18 protein-coding genes and 1 pseudogene are annotated in these 19,088 nt (G+C 42.3%); 9 read left to right on the forward strand and 10 right to left on the reverse strand.

All coding sequences use genetic code 11. The features are described 5' to 3' along the window. Nucleotides 1-12 precede the first annotated feature (12 nt). Both KOL94_RS22155 and KOL94_RS22160 read right to left on the reverse strand, forming a co-directional pair. A complete protein-coding gene (locus KOL94_RS22155) occupies nt 13-192 on the reverse strand; it encodes a hypothetical protein (RefSeq protein ID WP_221568845.1) in 180 nt (59 codons plus the stop codon). 367 nt (nt 193-559) lie between these two features. Beyond that, on the reverse strand, nt 560-952 hold the full coding sequence (locus KOL94_RS22160) for a YtxH domain-containing protein (RefSeq protein ID WP_221568846.1): 393 nt from the start codon (nt 950-952) through the stop codon (nt 560-562). Between the two features lie 566 nt (nt 953-1,518). Between KOL94_RS22160 and KOL94_RS22165 the strand changes: the two genes are divergently transcribed. Beyond that, a complete protein-coding gene (locus KOL94_RS22165) occupies nt 1,519-1,938 on the forward strand; it encodes a YkvA family protein (protein ID WP_221568847.1) in 420 nt (139 codons plus the stop codon). Nucleotides 1,939-1,973: 35 nt separating this feature from the next. Here KOL94_RS22165 and KOL94_RS22170 read toward each other — a convergent pair whose 3' ends face one another. Next, nucleotides 1,974-2,495, reverse strand: a complete 522-nt coding sequence (locus KOL94_RS22170) for a tryptophan transporter (protein WP_221568848.1) — start codon at nt 2,493-2,495, stop codon at nt 1,974-1,976. A gap of 173 nt (nt 2,496-2,668) precedes the next feature. Further along, nucleotides 2,669-3,754 carry a 3-phosphoserine/phosphohydroxythreonine transaminase gene (serC, locus tag KOL94_RS22175; RefSeq protein ID WP_221568849.1) on the reverse strand — a complete coding sequence of 362 codons (1,086 nt, stop codon included), beginning with the start codon at nt 3,752-3,754 and terminating at the stop codon, nt 2,669-2,671. 101 nt (nt 3,755-3,855) lie between these two features. On the opposite strand from serC, the gene KOL94_RS22180 reads away from it, so the two are divergent. Beyond that, a complete protein-coding gene (locus KOL94_RS22180; protein ID WP_221568850.1) occupies nt 3,856-4,788 on the forward strand; it encodes a hypothetical protein in 933 nt (310 codons plus the stop codon). Nucleotides 4,789-4,920: 132 nt separating this feature from the next. On the opposite strand, the gene KOL94_RS22185 is transcribed toward KOL94_RS22180, so the two are convergent. Further along, complete coding sequence (locus KOL94_RS22185; protein WP_221568851.1) at nt 4,921-5,343, reverse strand: HIT family protein; 423 nt, start codon at nt 5,341-5,343, stop codon at nt 4,921-4,923. 712 nt (nt 5,344-6,055) lie between these two features. Between KOL94_RS22185 and KOL94_RS22190 the strand changes: the two genes are divergently transcribed. From KOL94_RS22190 to KOL94_RS22200, 3 genes are read left to right on the forward strand one after another with little or no spacing between them, the layout of a single operon-like run. Continuing rightward, on the forward strand, nt 6,056-6,793 hold the full coding sequence (locus KOL94_RS22190; RefSeq protein WP_221568852.1) for an ABC transporter ATP-binding protein: 738 nt from the start codon (nt 6,056-6,058) through the stop codon (nt 6,791-6,793). 2 nt (nt 6,794-6,795) lie between these two features. Further along, nucleotides 6,796-8,034 carry an ABC transporter permease gene (locus tag KOL94_RS22195; protein WP_221568853.1) on the forward strand — a complete coding sequence of 413 codons (1,239 nt, stop codon included), beginning with the start codon at nt 6,796-6,798 and terminating at the stop codon, nt 8,032-8,034. Nucleotides 8,035-8,052: 18 nt separating this feature from the next. Beyond that, nucleotides 8,053-8,793, forward strand: coding sequence for an EcsC family protein (locus tag KOL94_RS22200; RefSeq protein ID WP_221568854.1), 741 nt, complete (start codon nt 8,053-8,055; stop codon nt 8,791-8,793). Nucleotides 8,794-9,009: 216 nt separating this feature from the next. Here KOL94_RS22200 and KOL94_RS22205 read toward each other — a convergent pair. The 3 genes and pseudogenes from KOL94_RS22205 to KOL94_RS22215 form a co-directional block, all read right to left on the reverse strand. Then, a pseudogene (locus KOL94_RS22205) lies at nt 9,010-9,653 on the reverse strand (transcriptional regulator). 424 nt (nt 9,654-10,077) lie between these two features. After that, complete coding sequence (locus KOL94_RS22210; RefSeq protein WP_221568855.1) at nt 10,078-11,277, reverse strand: M20 family metallopeptidase; 1,200 nt, start codon at nt 11,275-11,277, stop codon at nt 10,078-10,080. Between the two features lie 237 nt (nt 11,278-11,514). After that, nucleotides 11,515-11,949: a ferritin-like domain-containing protein gene (locus KOL94_RS22215; RefSeq protein WP_221568856.1), complete on the reverse strand. Its 435-nt coding sequence runs from the start codon at nt 11,947-11,949 to the stop codon at nt 11,515-11,517. Between the two features lie 164 nt (nt 11,950-12,113). Here KOL94_RS22215 and KOL94_RS22220 point away from each other — a divergent pair, with 164 nt between their 5' ends. Together KOL94_RS22220 and KOL94_RS22225 are read left to right on the forward strand one after the other, a co-directional pair. Further along, a complete protein-coding gene (locus tag KOL94_RS22220; protein WP_221568857.1) occupies nt 12,114-12,641 on the forward strand; it encodes a type 1 glutamine amidotransferase domain-containing protein in 528 nt (175 codons plus the stop codon). Further along, nucleotides 12,634-12,969 carry a DUF3243 family protein gene (locus tag KOL94_RS22225; protein ID WP_221568858.1) on the forward strand — a complete coding sequence of 112 codons (336 nt, stop codon included), beginning with the start codon at nt 12,634-12,636 and terminating at the stop codon, nt 12,967-12,969. Before KOL94_RS22220 ends, KOL94_RS22225 begins: the two co-directional genes overlap by 8 nt. A gap of 74 nt (nt 12,970-13,043) precedes the next feature. On the opposite strand, the gene KOL94_RS22230 is transcribed toward KOL94_RS22225, so the two are convergent. Both KOL94_RS22230 and KOL94_RS22235 read right to left on the reverse strand, forming a co-directional pair. After that, entirely contained in the window at nt 13,044-13,940 is an 897-nt protein-coding gene (locus tag KOL94_RS22230; RefSeq protein WP_260412604.1) for a diacylglycerol/lipid kinase family protein, read from the reverse strand. A gap of 63 nt (nt 13,941-14,003) precedes the next feature. Next, nucleotides 14,004-14,513, reverse strand: a complete 510-nt coding sequence (locus tag KOL94_RS22235) for an antibiotic biosynthesis monooxygenase family protein (RefSeq protein ID WP_221568859.1) — start codon at nt 14,511-14,513, stop codon at nt 14,004-14,006. A gap of 170 nt (nt 14,514-14,683) precedes the next feature. On the opposite strand from KOL94_RS22235, the gene KOL94_RS22240 reads away from it, so the two are divergent. Then, complete coding sequence (locus tag KOL94_RS22240) at nt 14,684-16,819, forward strand: transglycosylase domain-containing protein (protein ID WP_311775216.1); 2,136 nt, start codon at nt 14,684-14,686, stop codon at nt 16,817-16,819. A gap of 225 nt (nt 16,820-17,044) precedes the next feature. Next, nucleotides 17,045-19,063 (forward strand): methyl-accepting chemotaxis protein, encoded by a 2,019-nt coding sequence (locus tag KOL94_RS22245; RefSeq protein ID WP_221568860.1) that lies wholly within the window; start codon nt 17,045-17,047, stop codon nt 19,061-19,063. Nucleotides 19,064-19,088 lie beyond the last annotated feature (25 nt).

Genomic DNA, 19,088 nt, shown 5'->3' on the forward strand with positions numbered 1-19,088 from the left:
TTTGACAAAAATTTATAATTTTTTAGGAACTTTCTTTTTAGCTTTTTTCGCATAGATTGTAGTTTTGAGTTTGGAAATATACCCGCTTTCCGCGGGCGAACGAAAAGCGGAAGCGACCCGTTTAGTCACGTAGGTCACTGGAAAACTGACGAGAAGGGCTGTAGCCGCCGCAGGGAGTTTGAAGTGTTCCAAGTGACTGGTCGCTGAGCTAGACATCACTTCCACGCATTATCCCTGAATCTGCAAGCCTCCTCAGCTCACTTGTACAAGATGTACTGGCTTCGACGTTCACCAATAATTCGCTCTTGCTGTCCCGCAGGAGGCTCGTATATTTCCATTGTCATAAGTATTCAGTTCTTTTTAAACTTGATACTATTGGAAGAAACCATCACACAACTTTATATCGGTAAGTATGTTTTACATTTTAGTATGTCTGATCATTTTTTGGTTTGGAAGGCAGATGGCGAATTCAATTAGGGGAATTGAAAGAAGAGAAGGATAAAAAAACTGGCTCGAGTGTCAAGTGAAGAACACTTTCTTGAGCCAGTCTTTTTTTATGTCACTTTGTATCTGCAGTTTCTTTTGTTTTTACTGGTTCCTTTGATTCTTCCTGGAGTTCTGCAACGGTTTCATTGATTTCTTCTACATCGTTTTTGATATTTTCGATGTTCGGTTCAATTTCCTTCCTCCAGGATTTGATATCTTCTTTCAAATCTGTCGCAACTTCCTTGAAAGCATCTACACCTTCTTTTGAAACCTGGATGATTTGCTCCTTCAAGCTGATGCCTTCTTTTTTAACATCTGTCATTGTTTGTTTCAATTTATAGGTCGAATCCTTAATGTCCTTACGGATTTCCCGACCTGATTTTGGTGTTGATAACAATGTTGCTGCCGCAGTGACAATACTTCCAATCGCAAAGCCAATTAGAACCGATTTTTGCTCTTTTTTCATGATTCCTTTTCTCCTTTCGTGATCTTTCTCATCTGTCGAGGGCCGAGGGCGTTGGGTCCCGTCCAAACAAGATAAGTCCTTGTTACATTATTCGTGAACGCCTTTTAGAAACCTTCATAAATCGTTCGACCATTTCTACAAAACTATCCCACGATATCGACAATCTTAAACAATTCTCGGGGAATAAACTACTCATCTCATTCATAGGATGGTATGGGGTGATGAGTGATGATCTATGGAATTATTGTACTTGCCATTCTTGGGCTACTTTTATTTTATTTCATGATAAGGATGTTTCTGGACACAAAACGTTATTCGTTCAGAAATGTCCAGGTCCACAAAAAACAGAGCATCGGCCGCATGCTTGGTGTAATCGGAAGTGTTTGTCTATTACTTGTTGTTCTTTTCTTTGTCATCAAATTTTAATTGATATTGAATTTAGCTTGTGTCAATCGACCATTCTATATCCGAAAATACTTCCATCTCCAAATACATCTTGGCAAACTCTTCTTCTCGGATTAATATGAAGAAAGATGTGGAAGATATGAGAGAAGGAGGCGTTAGAGATGTGGAAAAAAATCAAACTGTTCATGTACTTTCGAAAAATGTTAAGACATGCACGTACGTTGATCGAGAATCGTGAAGAAAGCGGCCAGATGGTTCAAAGCGTACGTGCAAAACTTCAGAAGGATGATATACAAGAAGCCTTAAGAGGTTTTTTGGATAAAATACAGGCACTCATTCGTCTCGCAGATCAGTATCGTTTAGGAAATTACCGTGAAATCTCCAAAAAATCAATGGTATTGGTCGTTGCTGGGCTTCTTTATTTCTTAAGTCCAATCGATGCAATTCCAGACATCATCGCAGGGTTAGGACTTGTCGATGATATTGCGATTATCAGTTATGTATGGAAAACCGTCAACGAAGAAATTGACCAGTTCCTGAATTGGGAACAGGGAAAAACAGATAAAACCGACACCCTTTGATGGGTATCGGTTTTTTTACGCTTTTATTTTTACATTTATTGTGTCTGGTAGTTAAAGGTCGATCGTTTTGTAATAGTCTGCATGATTGGAAACAGTACTGTCATCGCAATTGTATTGACGACCGCTGTCGGTAGTACCACAGTAACGAATAAGGCGATGAATGGTGCTGGCAGGCTCGTCAGGATTGCAGCAGCTGATAAGAAAATCGCGCCGCTGATCAGCGTTCCTACTGCAGTTAAAGAAGCAGCAAGTATTACAGTACCATGATATTTTTTCAAGCTCATGTATAATGCAAAAATGACGAAAGCTGTTACCGGTTTGTCAATCAAGTTTGCAAGCTGACCTCCTGGAAAGCTTGTGGTCAAAGCCGATATGACTCCTGTAGCGAGTGCTGTTACCCCAACGCTTTTTTTGTCAGGGAATAAAATGATCGCTAGAAACATCATTGTCAATAGCATATCGATTTTCATCGACCCTAAAATTCCCGGTATGACTGCGTGAAGCACAAATCCTACAGCTAATAGTACTCCAATCAATGCTAATTGAATGGATTTCATACGTATCCTCTCCTCTTCTCAACTCATCTGTTCTCGCTAACTCCAATAGTGCGCTGATGCCTATTGCGAGTAAAACGGATGCCTTCATTCTACCATCATTGAGCAGATAAAAAAAAGGATTTTTACTTACATTACCTATGACAGTTTATGGTAAGGCGTTCTCAAGGATACATTCATGCATGTTTTTGCTTGAAATATTCCATGTAATCGACCAGGCGCTCACAGGACTCGATTCCGATTCCATTATAGATGGATGCACGACAGCCTCCGACTGAACGGTGTCCATTAAGACCTACGAATCCTCTTTCCTCAGCTCCTTGTAAGAAAGCTTTGCTAAGCTCATCAGAAGGCAGGTTGAAGGTGATGTTCATCTGGGAACGGCTCGCTTTTTCGGCATGTCCGGAATAGAATCCTGCGCTGTGATCGATTGCTTTATAGATAAGAGAGGATTTTTCTCCACTTCGTTTTATGAATTCAGGTAAGCCACCTTGTCCGATCATCCATTCTACCATCAACCCAAGTATGTAGATCGTGTAGGTCGGTGGGGTATTATGCAACGAATTTTTGTTTGCATGGACCTTGTAGTCAAGGATGGCTGGAAGATTTTCATTCGTCTCAGCAAGGACATCTTTGTGGATGATCACTACTGTGACGCCGGCTGGACCGATATTTTTCTGAGCGCCTGCATACGCGAGCGCGACTTTTTCCCATGGGACCGATCTTGAGCCAATATCACTCGACATGTCGATGACGAGCGGAACATCGGGAAGCTCATCAAACGATTGCCACTGGGTACCATAGATTGTGTTGTTACTCGTAAGGTGCAGATAACCGGTATTCTCGCTCAGTTCATTCCACTCGGATTTTTGAGGGATATACGTGAAGCCTGACTCTTTACTGCTTGCTGTGATTTCAGTCGTACCGATCTTCAAGGACTCATTATACGCTTTTTGGCTCCAAGAACCTGTTACGATATGAGAGGCGGATTGATTTTCTTTGAGGAGGTTCATCGGGACCATCGTGAATTGGAGGCTCGCTCCACCCTGTAAAAATAAAATCTCATGGGTATCCGGAATATCTAAAAAAGATCGCATCGAATGCTGTGCATTTTCATGGATCGATTGATATGCTTTACTCCGGTGGCTCATTTCGAGAATAGACAAACCTGTGTTCTGATAATTGATCAATTCTTGCTGTGCACGTGTGAGGACCTCTTTCGGAAGGGCAGTAGGTCCAGGATTGAAATTGAATGTTTCCATGAAGCTCGACTCCTTTGTCCAAAGTTAAGATTGGTTATAGTAAGACTTCTGAAAATTCATTATACTTGAATCACACCATAGATATAAGGGGGATGAAGAAATTGTATAGAGAAAATAAACCGATTGATCTCAGTCCATATGATCATCCGGATATATATCCAGGACCGCGTCCGGACTCATCCTTTATTTATTATGAAGGGAAAGCACACAGGATCATTGAAAAGAAAGGGGTATCCATTGAAGATTTGACGGTCGAATATTCCGACTCAGACAACTTGTTGGGTTCTTTTCAAGACGGTTCGGATTATAAACTTTCAATCGGGGATTTCCTTCATGAACAGGAGTTGCCGCCGATTGAGGAAAGAGTTCCTCTTGTAGCATATGGTTCGAACATTTGTTTAGCGCAGTTACGGTATAAATTCAATTTGAATAAAGATTTAAATGACTTCGTGTTATGTCTTCGTGCCTCCATGCTGGATTCAGACATCATTTACGGGTCCTTTTTAGCGCCATATGGCTCTTTGCCAGCAATCATAGCTCCCGTCCAGAATGCGACGACCGAAGTATGGCTGACATTCGTCGAACCTGCACAGCTTGAGCATATGAACCGGACAGAAGGCGGGTATGTCCTGCGTGAACACAGGGGAAAGAAGTTCATAACGATCAACGGTGAACAGTTTGAATCGATTTATGCGTATTATTATCCGCATGCCTTTGAATTTGATCGGCAATGGTACCGTTTCAAGGATATAAAAGGAAAATCCACTTTAGAGGCGAAATGGCAAGCTGAGATGCTCGATATCATGAAAAATGAATTTGCATTCGAGGGGACAAGAGAAGAGTTCATCCACCAACTCCGGTGGAATATCCCATTTTATCGCGAAATACAAAACTGGTTGAAGCAATTCGATACCCATTTCGATCACCCAGATTGGGAGGAACCGAAGTTGATTGAACCAGTTGGTGAACTGAAACGGACGATTCTGCCTTCTAAATCGCAAGAAGTTGAGCGGATGTTATCGATTTATAAGTGAATAATGGGTTAAGGAGGACTCTGCCACATGTGCAGAGCCTCTTTTTTACACTTGATGAATGTATATAAATACTTTCAGTATAAGCGCAACTAAGGCTCAACCTGCGCTAAGGCTAGCCTTGCCAAGTTTTCTTTATTTGATAGATTCCGAAATTTCTTGTGCAATCTGTTGAAGGTCTTCTGAGGTGTAATCATCTGAATGCGGCTTCCAGACAGCACCGAACCCATCTCCTTCACCATACCGGGGGATGATATGTACATGGTAATGGAATACGGATTGGCCTGCAGGCTCTTCATTATTATTTAAAAGATTCAAGCCGATCGGTTGGAAGCGTTCCTTGATTGAATTCGCAATCTTAGGGATGACGGAGAAAACTTGTTCAGCAGTTTGGGCAGGAAGCTCAAAAAGGTTTTTATGGTGTTCTTTCGGGATGACCAGTGTATGTCCTTTCGTGACCTGGCTGATATCGAGGAATGCAAACACATGCTCATCTTCATATACCTTTGAAGCAGGGATGTCACCGTTGATGATTTTACAAAAGATACAATCTTCCAAACTAATTCACACCTTTCAAAAGTAATGTTTTCCTATGTCGTAATTGTATCATAGGGAGATATGAACATAAAAAAAGGAAGGTTCAATATAAGGTTTGAGTTTACATGGAATATACTCGCTTTCCGAGGGTGATCTGCAAGCCTCCTCAAGCTCACTTGCACATGACGTGGCGGGTGTTAGCCAAAGATCCTTGATTCGCCTGTAGTGGGCTCTTGCTTAGCTTGCTCCGCAGGAATCTCGCATATTTCCGTTGTTTTCATTCCTCATCTTATTAGTTCGCAACAATTTTTAAAAACATCCTAAATAAATGAAGAGCTCTATCCAAGTGATAGAGCTCTCCGGAGAGGTCAGAGAAGAAAAGAGAAACAAGAGATAATGAACAATGGCTTGGGAAAGTGGTCATTGTTTAGAAGAGTTGTCCGTAAACGATACAAATAGCATCACGCCGTTTGTACACTCTCCATAGAAGTTGGATTACACAACAGCAATCTCTTTCTCTTTTCTTTTGAAGAAGGGGGGATACCTTCTTCATTTTCATCTTTTCCAAATTTGTCCAAGTTAATACAAACGATTCTTGATACAATAAGCATGGATCGCTTTTATTTGATAAAATAACATAAAGCTGTTTTCTTTTTTTACAATCTGGAAGAACAACAAACCTTTTAGGAAACAGCCTAACATAAAAACAACCGAACCATGGAAGGGGTCAAGTATGAAAAGTGTCTTGCACGTCGAACAATTGACAGGCGGTTACAGCCAGCAGCAGCCTGTTCTACATAATCTCAATTTCCATGTCAAATCCAAAGAAATCGTAGGGCTGATCGGCCTGAATGGTGCAGGTAAAAGTACGACCATCAAGCATGTTCTGGGTTTGATGGAGCCAATAGCAGGAACGATCAAAGTGAATGACAGTACGATCAACGAAGGGCCTGATCATTATCGATCCCAGATTGCATATATTCCGGAAACCCCGGTTTTATATGATGAACTTACGTTATGGGAGCATCTTGAACTCACAGCGATGGCCTATGACATCGATAAAGAGGAATTGAAGGATCGGGTCGAACCGCTTTTGAAAGAGTTTCGGATGGAAAACAAACTGAAGTGGTATCCGAACCAGTTTTCTAAAGGGATGAAGCAGAAAGTGATGATCATGTGTGCATTCCTTGTCCGACCGGCACTATTTGTGGTCGATGAACCATTCGTAGGGCTTGACCCTCTTGGCATCCAGTCTTTCCTTGATCTTATTGTGCAGGTGAAGGAAGGCGGTACGGGTATACTATTATCCACACACATCCTTTCAACGGCTGAGCGGTATTGCGACCGTTTCATCATCTTGCATGAAGGTAAGCTTTTAGCGGATGGAACGCTTTCGGAAATCCAGTCGAAAATGAACATGCAAAATGCGACGTTAGATGAAATTTATGTTCAAATTACAAGAGGTGCCTGAGTATGAATGTGAAAACGCTCTGGAGGGAACGTGCCAACAATTTTTGGAGTATGGCTGTACGCTATCTTCGGTATATCGGGAACAGCGGGTTCCTTTTTTCGGTTTATGTCGGCGTTATCCTTGGAAGCTATTACTACGGCCAGGTATTGAAGGTTTTACCGGAATCGTTCCCTGCTGCTGAATTTTTGACGATTCTTGTATTCCTGATTGTAAGCAGAGGGAAAATCCGAACCTTTTTAAAAACGGCAGATGCCAATTTTCTTCTTCCGGTTGAGGGTCGTTTTAGACCTTATTTGCAAAAATCGTTACTTTACAGCTTCGTCATGCAAGCATTCAATGTGCTTGTACTATTACTTATATTAGGACCGTTATATTTCAATCGAATCACTTCTGAACGTGCTGTCTATTTTGGAAGCCTAGTCTTGATCCTGCTTTTGACGGGATGGAATATCATTTCAAAATGGGAAGAGTTACGGGTGCCGGATGGAACGAAACGTAAAGTGCTCCCCATCATCAGGCTGCTTTCGGTACTATTCACGCTTTATGCGATTTTTAGAGAAGCATGGTTGATTACGGCAGTATTGATCATTGGCATGGCGATCCTTTATGTTGCAGTGTATCGCCCGCTTTCCCAAAAGCATACCCTGAAGTGGGAGCGTTTGATAGAGCTTGAAGCAAATGCGCTCATGCTTTTTTATCGGATTGCAAACATGTTTGTCGATGTTCCAGAAATCAGCCGCAAGGTGCGTAAACGGTCATGGGCGGCTCCTTTGATGAAAGTGTTGAGTGGAAAAGGTGAGACGGTGTTCGGCTATATGTATACGAGAGCTTTTATCAGATCGAATGACTATTTCGGCATTTATGCTCGACTGACTGTGATCGGAATCATATTGATGCTAATCATGCCTCCAGGATTTTTGCTATGGGGCGTCAGTTTACTTTTGATTTACATGACGGCGATCCAATTGACGACATTATGGCCACACTTTGATATGAAAGTGTGGGTCGACCTCTACCCGGTGTCTAAAAAGGAACGATACGAAACGTTCCAACGACTGATTTTCCGTATCATGATTTCACAAGTGGTTTTATTTGCATTAAGTAGCTTCATCAATCATTTATCAGTTGTGGAGACAGGGATAATCCTTATTACGGGGGGTGCATTGGTGCTTGCTTTTACCCGAGTTTTGCTTTTCAAACAGCTTGAGAAACGATTCATCATTACTGAAATGGGACGTTGATGAAATGAGGCAAAGGAAATGAGCGGGAACAAGACTATCGAACAGGAATTACAAGAATGGGAAAAGATGATCTTGAAACGATCCCCTTTATATAAACGAGCAGCAAAGAGAGTTCAGGGACAAATCAATAAAAAGATTCCTGATAAAGTCCATAATGCTGTGACGAATGCGATTCGAAGCATGGTGAAGGCGACGTTGTTCGGTAATGAATATACCACGAAAAAACCGACTGTCGAAGGAATGACGCTTGAAAAACGTGATGAATTGCTTCAAGAACGGAAAAAGACTTACAAAAAAACTGCAATGGTAGAAGGAGCGGGCACAGGTGCAGGGGGGATTCTGCTCGGGTTGGCTGATTTTCCGTTGCTGCTTGGTATCAAGATGAGGTTTTTGTTTGAAGCAGCGAGGATCTATGGATTTGATACCCGAAAATACCACGAGCGGATCTTCTTGTTGCATGTGTTTTTGCTTGCTTTTTCAAGTGATGATGTCCGACGTGAAACATACCTGGCGATCAAAAACTGGGAAGAGACTAAGAACAAGTGGCCGTCTAAAGCCTCGATGGATGACGATTATGATTGGAAAACGTTTCAGCTCACCTATCGCGACCACATCGATCTTGTGAAGATGCTGCAAATGGTACCTGGTTTCGGCGCGATTGTCGGAGCATACGCCAATTATAATTTTCTGGATCAACTCGGCGATACAGCTATGAACTGCTATCGGATGAGGTGTTTGAATGAGATGGAGGAAGGATGATTCTCGGATTTTTTCGTAACGGACATGAGAGCCGTTATTTGTGGCAAAATGGTGAGATTTGAAAAATTAGCGGACATGAGAGCCGTTATTTGTGATAATCGGGGCTGATTCTGGTTAGATTTGAGCAAATAAGGTCCCTGGTGTCCGTTATTTTTTGAAACGCGGGTCATAGGGAGCAAATAAGGTCTCTGGTGTCCGTTAAGATAAGGTGGAATCTCATCTAAGCTTGAAAGTCCGCATTCTTTTGGTTCCACTTGCGACACTTATAAGTTGTAAATCAACAAGATGATGTAGGATACGTCTAGCATGCCGGTCACTAATTTTTAGATGATCAGCAATTTCAAGTGGAGTGATTGGACGAGGATTCGACGAGCAAATCGTACAGCTTCAGCCTCTAGATAGTTGAGGTTTACGGGGATATCAGTAGAAGTGAATCTTCCGATAAAAGCTAGTATAAGCTGTTGGATCCTTTTGGGTTCATCCTTAATCGATAAGTAAGCTATTGGGAGTATTGTCCATCCTTCCAATGCTAATAAAGAATGTCTCCAACATAAATCTTTAAATCTCCTGACATCAAGATCACGAGCATGGGGTCCATAACCCTGAATTTCAATACAGCCCTTGGCATTACCAGGTCTGTATGCGAGATCAAGATATCGATAACCATTATTAAAATCTCGAACCTCCCATTCAGGATCCAAATGATTAAAATTCTTCATAACAGGAAACCAGATTAAACGAAGAAATTCGACTGTCCCATGACCTAATCCTTGCTCTAGTAGTTCACGCCTCCTATGATTCTTTTCTTCGGTTATTTTTTCGTGTAACCATACTTCATATACTTGTTTAAAATTTTGCATTATCAATCTCCTTTCTTAAAAGTTCTATTAGAAGAATAAAAAAGCCACTTCAATATAATCACCAGAGTTAAAACTGGATCACACAAATATTGAAGCGGCACACTATGACTGACACTATTAAAACCAGTATATATGGAAAATATAGGTATTTCAATAGATGATTTAGGCTAAGGAGAATGTTAACGGACATGAGAGCCGTTATTTGCGGCAAAATGGTGAGATTTGAAAAATTAGCGGACATGAGAGCCGTTATTTGTGATAATCGGGGCTGATTCTGGTGAGAATTGAGCAAATAAGGTCCCTGGTGTCCGTTATTTTTTGAAACGCGGGTCATAGGGAGCAAATAAGGTCCCTAGTGTCCGTTAAATTCTAAAAAGACCGAGCCGCCAACATCAATGAACATGGCGAATCGGTCTTTACCTATCTAGTTCGTTTTCACTTTCCCGGCTGGTGCGTAGTTCAAGTGGCTTAAAGCGGCTTCGCCTAGTAGTTTTGCTGCAATCGGCATTGAACGCTCATCGATCATGAATTTCGGGTGATGATGAGGTGCAACATCCACTGCGTCAGGGTTTTTCGCACCTACATAAGCAAAGCTACCAGGGACGTGCTCGAGGTAGTACGCGAAATCTTCCCCGCCCATCTGAGCAGTTTTTTCACTGACACGAAGGACACCTGGGAGACTTGAGGCAACCTTTTTCAAATGCTCTGTCGGTTCCTTATGGTTCACAAGAGCAGGATAGCCTCTTGTGTATGTGAACTCGTAGTCTGTTCCACTCGACATACAGATTCCTTTGATCACTTCTTCCATCCGTGCTTCAATATTTCCACGCACACTTTCACTGAATGTACGTACGGTTCCTTTTAAAGAAGCACTATCCGCGATGACATTGAAGGCATTTTCAGCCACAAACGACCCGATTGAAACAACTGCGGACTCCAAAGGATCCACATTACGGCTTACAATCTGCTGGAGTGCGACAACCAACTGCGAAGCTGCCAGTACTGAATCTTTTGTCTTGTGAGGCTGAGCACCGTGGCCGCCTCGGCCGATTATTTTTACATCGAATTGATCAGCAGCTGCCATGAACGGTCCTTCACGGTAATAGACTTCACCGACATTGTCCGTCGCCCATAAATGAACACCGTAAATGACATCGACACCATCCAAGCATCCGTCTTCAATCATCGTGACTGCTCCGCCAGGAACCAATTCCTCAGCATGCTGGTGGATGAGGACGACATTTCCCTCAAGTTCATCTTTCAACTGATTAAGAACTTTGGCAAGAACCAGTAATGTGGCCGTGTGACCATCGTGGCCGCAAGCGTGCATAACACCATCAACTTTGGAACGGAAGGGGAGATCTGTTTCCTCATGGATAGGCAGTGCATCAAAGTCCGCACGCAATGCAACGGTTTTACCTGGCTTTTTCCCTTCAATCCTTGCAACGAGACCATTCCCGCCTACATTAGCTCGATAAGGAATCCCGAGTTCATCATAAAACTTCGCTATGTAAGCAGATGTATTCACCTCTTGGAAAGACAATTCTGGATTTTCATGGAGATAGCGGCGGATCTCAACCATCTCATCGTAATGACGATCTACGAGTTCATAAAAGTGTTGCATGATACTCCTCCTCACCGGATTAATTGTATGAAAAATCAGTTTTTTACAGTATAGCACGATAACCATTAGTATGCAGGGTTGGAGGGGCCACTTATTTTTTCCATTACACTTTTTAGAAAGGCTCTGATTTTCTCATTTTCCAAACTCAAAAACAACATTCTATGCGAAAACAGCCAAAAACAAAAAGGACACTGCCCGAGGGGGCAATGTCCGATTGCTAGGATCATTTCAAACTTATTATGAGAGGCGCGGATCACTTAATAGACGGTCCATCTCTTCCATATGATGTGTTTCATCAGCGATAAGATCCTCAAGCTTGACAACTAGTTCTGTCATGTTAAGATTTGCTGCTTGGTTTTTACGCTGTTCATAGCGATCGATTGTTTCTTTCTCGGCTCTACGTGCTTCTTTCAGCATTTCTTGGACATCCGTCAACTGCTTTACTTCAGCTGGCTTTGTTGTCGGAGTACCTCCTAATGTACTGATCTTCTCTGAGAGGTACATCGCATGACCTTGTTCATCTGAAATTTCACCTTCAAAGAAAGGTTTTAAAACCTGACGATACATACCAGAAACGACAGCTGCATTGTATGTGTACATGATGACTGCAGCATATTCGTTTGCCAGGTCCTCATTTAGTCCATCAATAAGTTCTTGTAGTTCTTTATCCATTAGTTGATCATCCTTTCTCTAAAATAATCCAACTTTCAGCTACGTGTATAATGTACCCTTTGCCCCGTAATATTAAACTTGTTTTCAAAATTGTGGAATGTTTAATCAGGACATTTTCGGGAATTAGAATTACTGTCAATGATTTGGAAAGGTTGTGAATACAAATGAGTAAAATCGCAGTATTAATGACCGACATGTTTGAGGATGTGGAGTATACAGACCCTGCACAAGCGTTTATTGATGATGGCCATGAGCTTACCGTCATCAGCACCGAAAAAAAGGAAGTGAATGGCAAGCAAGGAGATTTGTCTGTTCAAGTCGATAAAACGATCGATCAAGTTGATCCGGACGACTTTGACGCCCTTTTCATACCAGGAGGCTTTTCTCCTGATATCTTGAGAGCAGATGATCGTATCGTTGAGTTTACCGGGAAAGTGGTTTATCAACGTAAGCCTGTGTTTGCTATCTGCCATGGTCCCCAAATCCTTATCACAGCAAATGTATTAAATGGCCGCAGTGTGACTGGTTTCAAATCAATTCAAATGGATCTAAAGCATGCCGGAGCCAATGTTTTTGATGAGCCGGTAGTCGTATGCGACACCCTCGTAACAAGCAGACAACCAGATGACATTCCGGTATTTATAGAGCAATCGAAAAAAGTCTTGAAACAAGGAGTGGAACAACATGTCTGAACGAAATCATATGGTAGATAAAAATGAAAACTTGAATGAAAGTGAAGTACGTTCGACCGTTGACCGGGTTCCGGAGGAAGAACGTGATCAAATCCTACAGAACTTCGATGTCTTCAAAGAATATCTTGGAAAACGTGTACGAGTCGGTGAAAGGCTCGGGATGTCTGAAGAACAGTTGGCGAGAACAGCGGAAAAAGTCGCTGATTACCTGGCTGAAAATGAAGAACCGAGAAACCGTGAAGAGAAGTTACTCAAAGAACTTTGGAGTGTCGGGGATAATGAGCAGCAGCATATGCTTGCACACATGCTTGTGAGGATGGTTGAATAATAGAGAATGAAAAAGCAGCCTATGTGGGCTGCTTTTTTAGTTGAACTTGAAGGAAGTTGAACAGTCATTGGACTTCAATAGGGGTATTCTCCAACTGCCATCTGAATATGACGGGGTAAAACCGTAATCGTTGAAGGAGTGCTATACTCCCGTTCTCCATCACAATCGATTGTCTGTACCGGCGCCGTCTCGATAGAAATGGTGTCGGTTTGAAAATATAAGATGTCCTCACTGTTCGGTACATCGTTCATGACTTTTGCACGAAGCATATCAAAAAAGGTTTGGAAGCGATTGGACTCGATGATCAGTACCTCAAGTTTTCCGTCCTCAATATCTGAACCAGGGAAAAATGCCCGGATCCCTCCTGTAAAGGGACCATTTCCTATCAAAACCATGGCGGCTTCCCCTTCAAAAGCACATTGGTCGGATTCGAGCTTCAAATTAAAAGTGTATTCTTGACTGAGCGATTGAAGCGTACTCAAATAGTAGGATAACCTGCCGAAATTCTCTTTCATTTTGGGATTGATATTTGTCGATACTTCAGTTATAAGACCGATTCCCCAAAAGTTCAGGAAGTATTGATGGTTGCATTTACCGACATCGATCCCTCTGAACTTTTGGATACACAGTTGTTCTGCTGCAATCAACGGGTCTTGAGACAATCCAAGTGCCCTGGAAAAATCATTGCACGTCCCCCCGGGTATGATTCCGAACGCAGGACGGTTTTCCAGAGGACTTATCTCATTTATGAGTTCATAGATTGTCCCGTCACCGCCTGCACCAATGATGAAATCTGCATCCTTCCCATATTCGTTTATGTATTGACCTGCGTCTCCAGTTTTATTGGTATGGAACACATTAACGGTCGGGAAATGATGTTCGAACCTTGTGATGATCTGTTCCATCTGTTCATGAAGGCGTTCATTTCCGGCTTTAGGATTCACAATCAGGTCGACTCGATTTATTTTCAAAGTCCAAACCCCTTTCTTCCACGACCTAAAAGGTATTTTAAAAGGGGGAAGGTCACCCCCCTTTTACTGCGTTTCTATGATTCTGTATGATTTGATGTATGGTTTGCCGGTGAACACCGTTTGTGGAAGGGCTTCACTTGTATCTTTTTGTCTGTGAGCTTTCTCGAAGGAGGTTGATTGCCTCCATGCTTCGAAATCACTTTCATCTTTCCACATGCTTGAGACGAGATAGGTTTCCGAATCTTTCGGCCGCAAAATGATAATCCCGGTACAGCCGGGCTCATGTTCGACCTTTCCTGCACGTTGTTTGAATCGGTCCTCGAACAAGGGACGTCCTTCAGAAGACACAGGGATATTGTTGAAGACGATGTATTCCGCTCCTTCAAATCCGCCAGCTTCTTCAATCGCTTCATAGGATTGGCCGGATTCAAACAGGCTTTCCTTTTCCGTTTTATGTATAAGTGCCGTATCTTCAGCCCCTTCTAGCAGATAGAAGCTGCCTTCTTCATCCTCAAATTTTTCTACAATGGTTTTCAAATAATCACTAGTACCATAGGTGATATGATAGTTCATCGATTGATCTTCCTTTCTCTATTCCGTTTTTAGTATACACAAAAAGGGATTTATTCATGATTTACCCTTACAAGTGAAATACTAAACGAAACAAAAGTATGGAAAGACGAGTAAATATTGAGTAAAGTGGTAAAAGTATCTTACCTATCCCTTTAAGGAGTTGATGCGTTGTGTTAAAAAAAGCAACGCGCATATCGCTTTGGGCAATGGCGGTCATCCTTTGTTCCTTGCTCGTTTATGTAGCGATTGTGTTTGCCGGTAACTATGTGATTGATGAAAAAGACCTTGTGATGAGTTCAGCTTCCACCCTCGTCGATGAAGACGGGAACACGATCACGAGACTTTATGATCAAAACCGTGATCTTATTAAGATTGAAGACGTTCCTAAGCATGTACAGGAAGCGTTCATCGCAGTCGAGGACAGGCGTTTCTATGAACATCCTGGAATCGATTTTCAAGCGATCAGTCGTGCCTTGTATAAGGATATTTTATCTGGCAGCACGGTGGAGGGCGGCAGTACAATCACCCAACAGCTTGCGAAGAATATCTTTCTATCCCATGAAAAAACGCTGTTGAGGAAAACGAAAGAAGCAACGATTGCCATTAACTTGGAGCGAAAATATACGAAAAAGAAAATTCTCGAAATGTATTTGAATCAGATTTATTTCGGTCATGGAGCATACGGAATACAGGCAGCTTCAAAGCTGTTTTTCAATAAAGATGTTAGTGAATTGACCTTGGAAGAAGGTGCTTTGTTAGCGGGACTTCCGAAGGCGCCGAATGGGTATTCACCGATTGCCCATCCAGAAAAAAGCAAGAATAGAAGAGACACAGTGCTTTCCCTGATGGAGAGGCTTGATTACATTACAGCTGAAGAAGCGGTAAGGGCTCAAGGAAAGACAGTTGCGCTTGATGTGTCGCGTATCGAGAAAGACCCAGCATACCTGACTTATATTGATATGGTTTTAAAAGAAGTGAAGGAAAAATATGCGCTGTCGACGACTGAAGTATTACAGGGCGGGTATAAGATCGTCGTTCCGATGAGCCCTGAAGCTCAGCAGGCGTCCTATAACGCGATGCAAGAGGATAAATATTTCAGAGGTTCAGACCTGAAGGAATCACCTCAGGGCGCGTTTGTTCTTATGGATTCACATACCGGTGGAGTAATGGCTGTCCAGGGTGGACGTAATTACGTTGCGCAAGGTTTCAATCGTGTGAATGCCAGACGTCAGCCAGGCTCGACGTTCAAGCCGTTGGCGGTGTATGGACCTGCGATGGAAACAAATGATTGGGAACCCTATTCATTATTGAAAGATGAACCTTTGAAATACAACGGGTATGAACCTGAAAATTATGATGATAAGTATCAAGGTTCCGTCTCAATGTATAAGGCAATCGAGGACTCCTTGAATGCTCCTGCAGTCTGGCTTTTAAATGAAATTGGACTAACAAAATCCTTGAAGTACATTCAGGAGATGGGAATGGACGTTGAGGAGCGGAAACTCGGTGTTGCATTAGGCGGTTTGGATGAAGGTGTCACTCCTTTACAAATCACCAGAGGGTTTTCAGCCTTCGCCAATGGTGGAGAAATGGTTGAACCGTTTTTCGTAAAAGAAATCTACGATCGTGATGGCAAATTGATCGGGAAAGCGGAGGTTGAGACGAAAAAAGTCTTTTCAAAGCAGAATGCATGGTTCATGACGAAAATGTTAGAGTCAGTTATTAAAGAAGGAACCGGAAAGAGAGGGCATGTAAACACTTCTCTTGCTGGCAAAACTGGAACGACAACATTGGAGGAAGTCGAAGGCGGGAATAAGGATCTCTGGTTTACAGGCTATACGCCAAATGCAGTCGGGGCTGTATGGATCGGTTACGATCGGACGACCAAAGATCGATACATGACGGGGACGAGCTCAGACGCAACCCTCATGTTCAAAAACATTATCAATGAAATCCCGGACCAAAAGAACATGACATTTGAAAAACCAAAAGGAGTCAAAGATCTGGAACCACCGATCGAATTGATCGAAGTGGACGATCTTAGCGCCCAATACGCATTCGGGCGTTTCGGTGTCCCAGGCATCCAACTGAACTGGACACCGTCGGATGATAAGCGACTCATGTATAAAATCTATATGCACACTGATCAAGGGGCAGTGAAGATCGATACGGTAGAAGGCAAAGGCTCTTACACAGTTGTCTCACCAAAGCTCTTCACCTTCCCGGACTTCTTCATCGTTCCATACGACCCACTAACAAAACAAGATGGAGAACCATCCAACACCGTTTCATCATCCATATTCTAAAAGGCAAGCTTCACCGCCAATGCGCAGTGAAGCTTTCTTTTTGTGTCATTCTTTCCGTGCCAGGCACCGAATCAAAGTCCTTCTCCCCCAACGGTTCTCAGATGGTGCCTGGCACCTCAGGAAAAAATAGGAAATTAGGCTTAAGGTTTCAATGTAAAGATTAAGTGGGTTTAGTCGATAAAAAGGTGGACAATCTTTATAACTGACCGAGGGGGATAGGGAAATATGTTCAAGAAATTACAAAGCAAGCTTATGCTTGTAATGGCTCTTATTTTATCTATATCTTTGCTATCTGTAGCTTTTCTTACATATGATCGTGTAAGCGGAACGATGGAGAATAATGTCGAAGCTCAGACACAGGCGAAAGTGGATCAGATGTCCAACCACATCAGTCTTTATTTAACCAGTATCGAACAATCGATGGAAAGGTACAGTCAAGATGAAAGGGTCATTTCAGCTCTGAAGTCTTCTAATGACGGTTCAGATAATGAACAAGCGGCATGGGAGACCGTCAAACGGGATTTCGATCAATATTTAGGAATGAATGAAAATATCGCATACCTATACATAGCAAGTGAAAGCAAGAAAATGAAAATCACTCCAAAAATCGACCTTCCGGATGATTATGATCCGACGTCAAGACCTTGGTACGAAAATGCACTTGAAGACACTTCAAAAGTGATTTGGACAGACCCGTATGAGGATGCTGCAACAGGTGACTATGTTTTGACCTCTGCAAAAATTGTAAAGGATCCGAGTTCAGGAAATGTCCTCGGTGCGGTAGCTATGGATATGAACCTTCAAAATCTAGCAAATGTCGTTTCGAATACCAAACTCGACTATGACGGCTACCCGTTCCTTTTTGATAAATCCGGACTGGCAATGGTCCATCCAGATTCAAAAGGAAAGAATCTTCTAGAAAATAAGGATTATGTAAAAGAGATGTTTACTTCAAAGAAGAATACGGTTGAAGATCAGGAAGGGGATCGGTTCGTCAATTTCAGCACCATCGAATTGACAGGATGGAAGGTCGGGACTTCCACACCGGAAGCTGCATTGACGAAGGAAGCAGGAGCAATCCGCAATACAATTTTGTTCATAGCTCTGATCATCATTTTAGTATCAATCGCAGCTAGTTATTTTGTGGCTAAAAGTATAACGAGACCAGTACGCAGCTTACGGGATGAATTGAATAAGGTGGAATCGGGTGATTTGACAGTCAAGGTACAAAATGACAGCCAAGATGAATTAGGTGATCTGACCAGGCATTTCAACTCGATGATTGATAGAATGCGTGAATTGATCAAAGCTGTTAAAACCTCTTCCTATCAGGTAACGGAATCAGCTGAAGGACTCAGTGCTGTAGCTGAAGAAACCATCGCTTCAAATGAAGAAGTGACCCGGGCTGTAACTGATATTGCAAAAGGTTCATCCCAGCAAGCCTCTGATGTCGAATCGACACACTTACGAGCGGTAAACTTATCAGATGATATTGAAAAAATCAACGAGCAGGTCAATTCCATGATGAATATATCTGAAAATGCAGAGGTAGCAAGCAAAAACGGTATTGATCAGATCAAGACTCTGCGCATGAAAAATGATGAATCTAATCACGTATTGACAGCAGTCGAAACGGTCATCAATGATTTGAATAATAAAGTAAAAGAAGTAGAAGAAGTCATTGCCACCATTACAGAAATCTCTGAGAAAACAAACCTATTGGCCTTGAATGCTGGAATAGAAGCAGCAAGAGCAGGGGAAAGCGGAAAGGGTTTTGCTGTTGTCGCGAATGAAGTACGGAAGCTGGCGGAACAATCATCAGTGGCAACCGAACGCGTAAAAACCATTCTGAAAGGGATTGAGACTGAATCCAAGCGTGTTGGAAAGGAAATGAATCAGACAAAGGTTATTTCTGGAGAGCAAAGTAAAGTTGTTGAAGGTACCGAAGAAGCCTTTACTTTATTAGGGGAGTCGCTTGGTCAAATGCTCGAATTCATTTCTGAGATTGGAAATGACGTCAAGAATTTGAACGAGCACAAAGAATCAGTAATGGAAGCAATCCAGAACATATCAGCCGTAGCTCAACAGGCAGCTGCATCATCAGAAGAGGTGAGTGCTTCCACAGATGAACAACAACGTGCACTCAATACGGTCGGGGAGTCGGCAGAAGCATTAAATGCCGCAAGTGGTGAACTCATTGAGTTGATCAAACAATTCAAAGTAGAACAAGAGCAAAATAATTAAAATGATTTGGCTGACTCTTTTATAG

Origin of the sequence: Alkalihalobacillus sp. TS-13, from assembly GCF_019720915.1 — a bacterium.
Taxonomy (GTDB): Bacteria; Bacillota; Bacilli; order Bacillales; family Fictibacillaceae; genus Pseudalkalibacillus.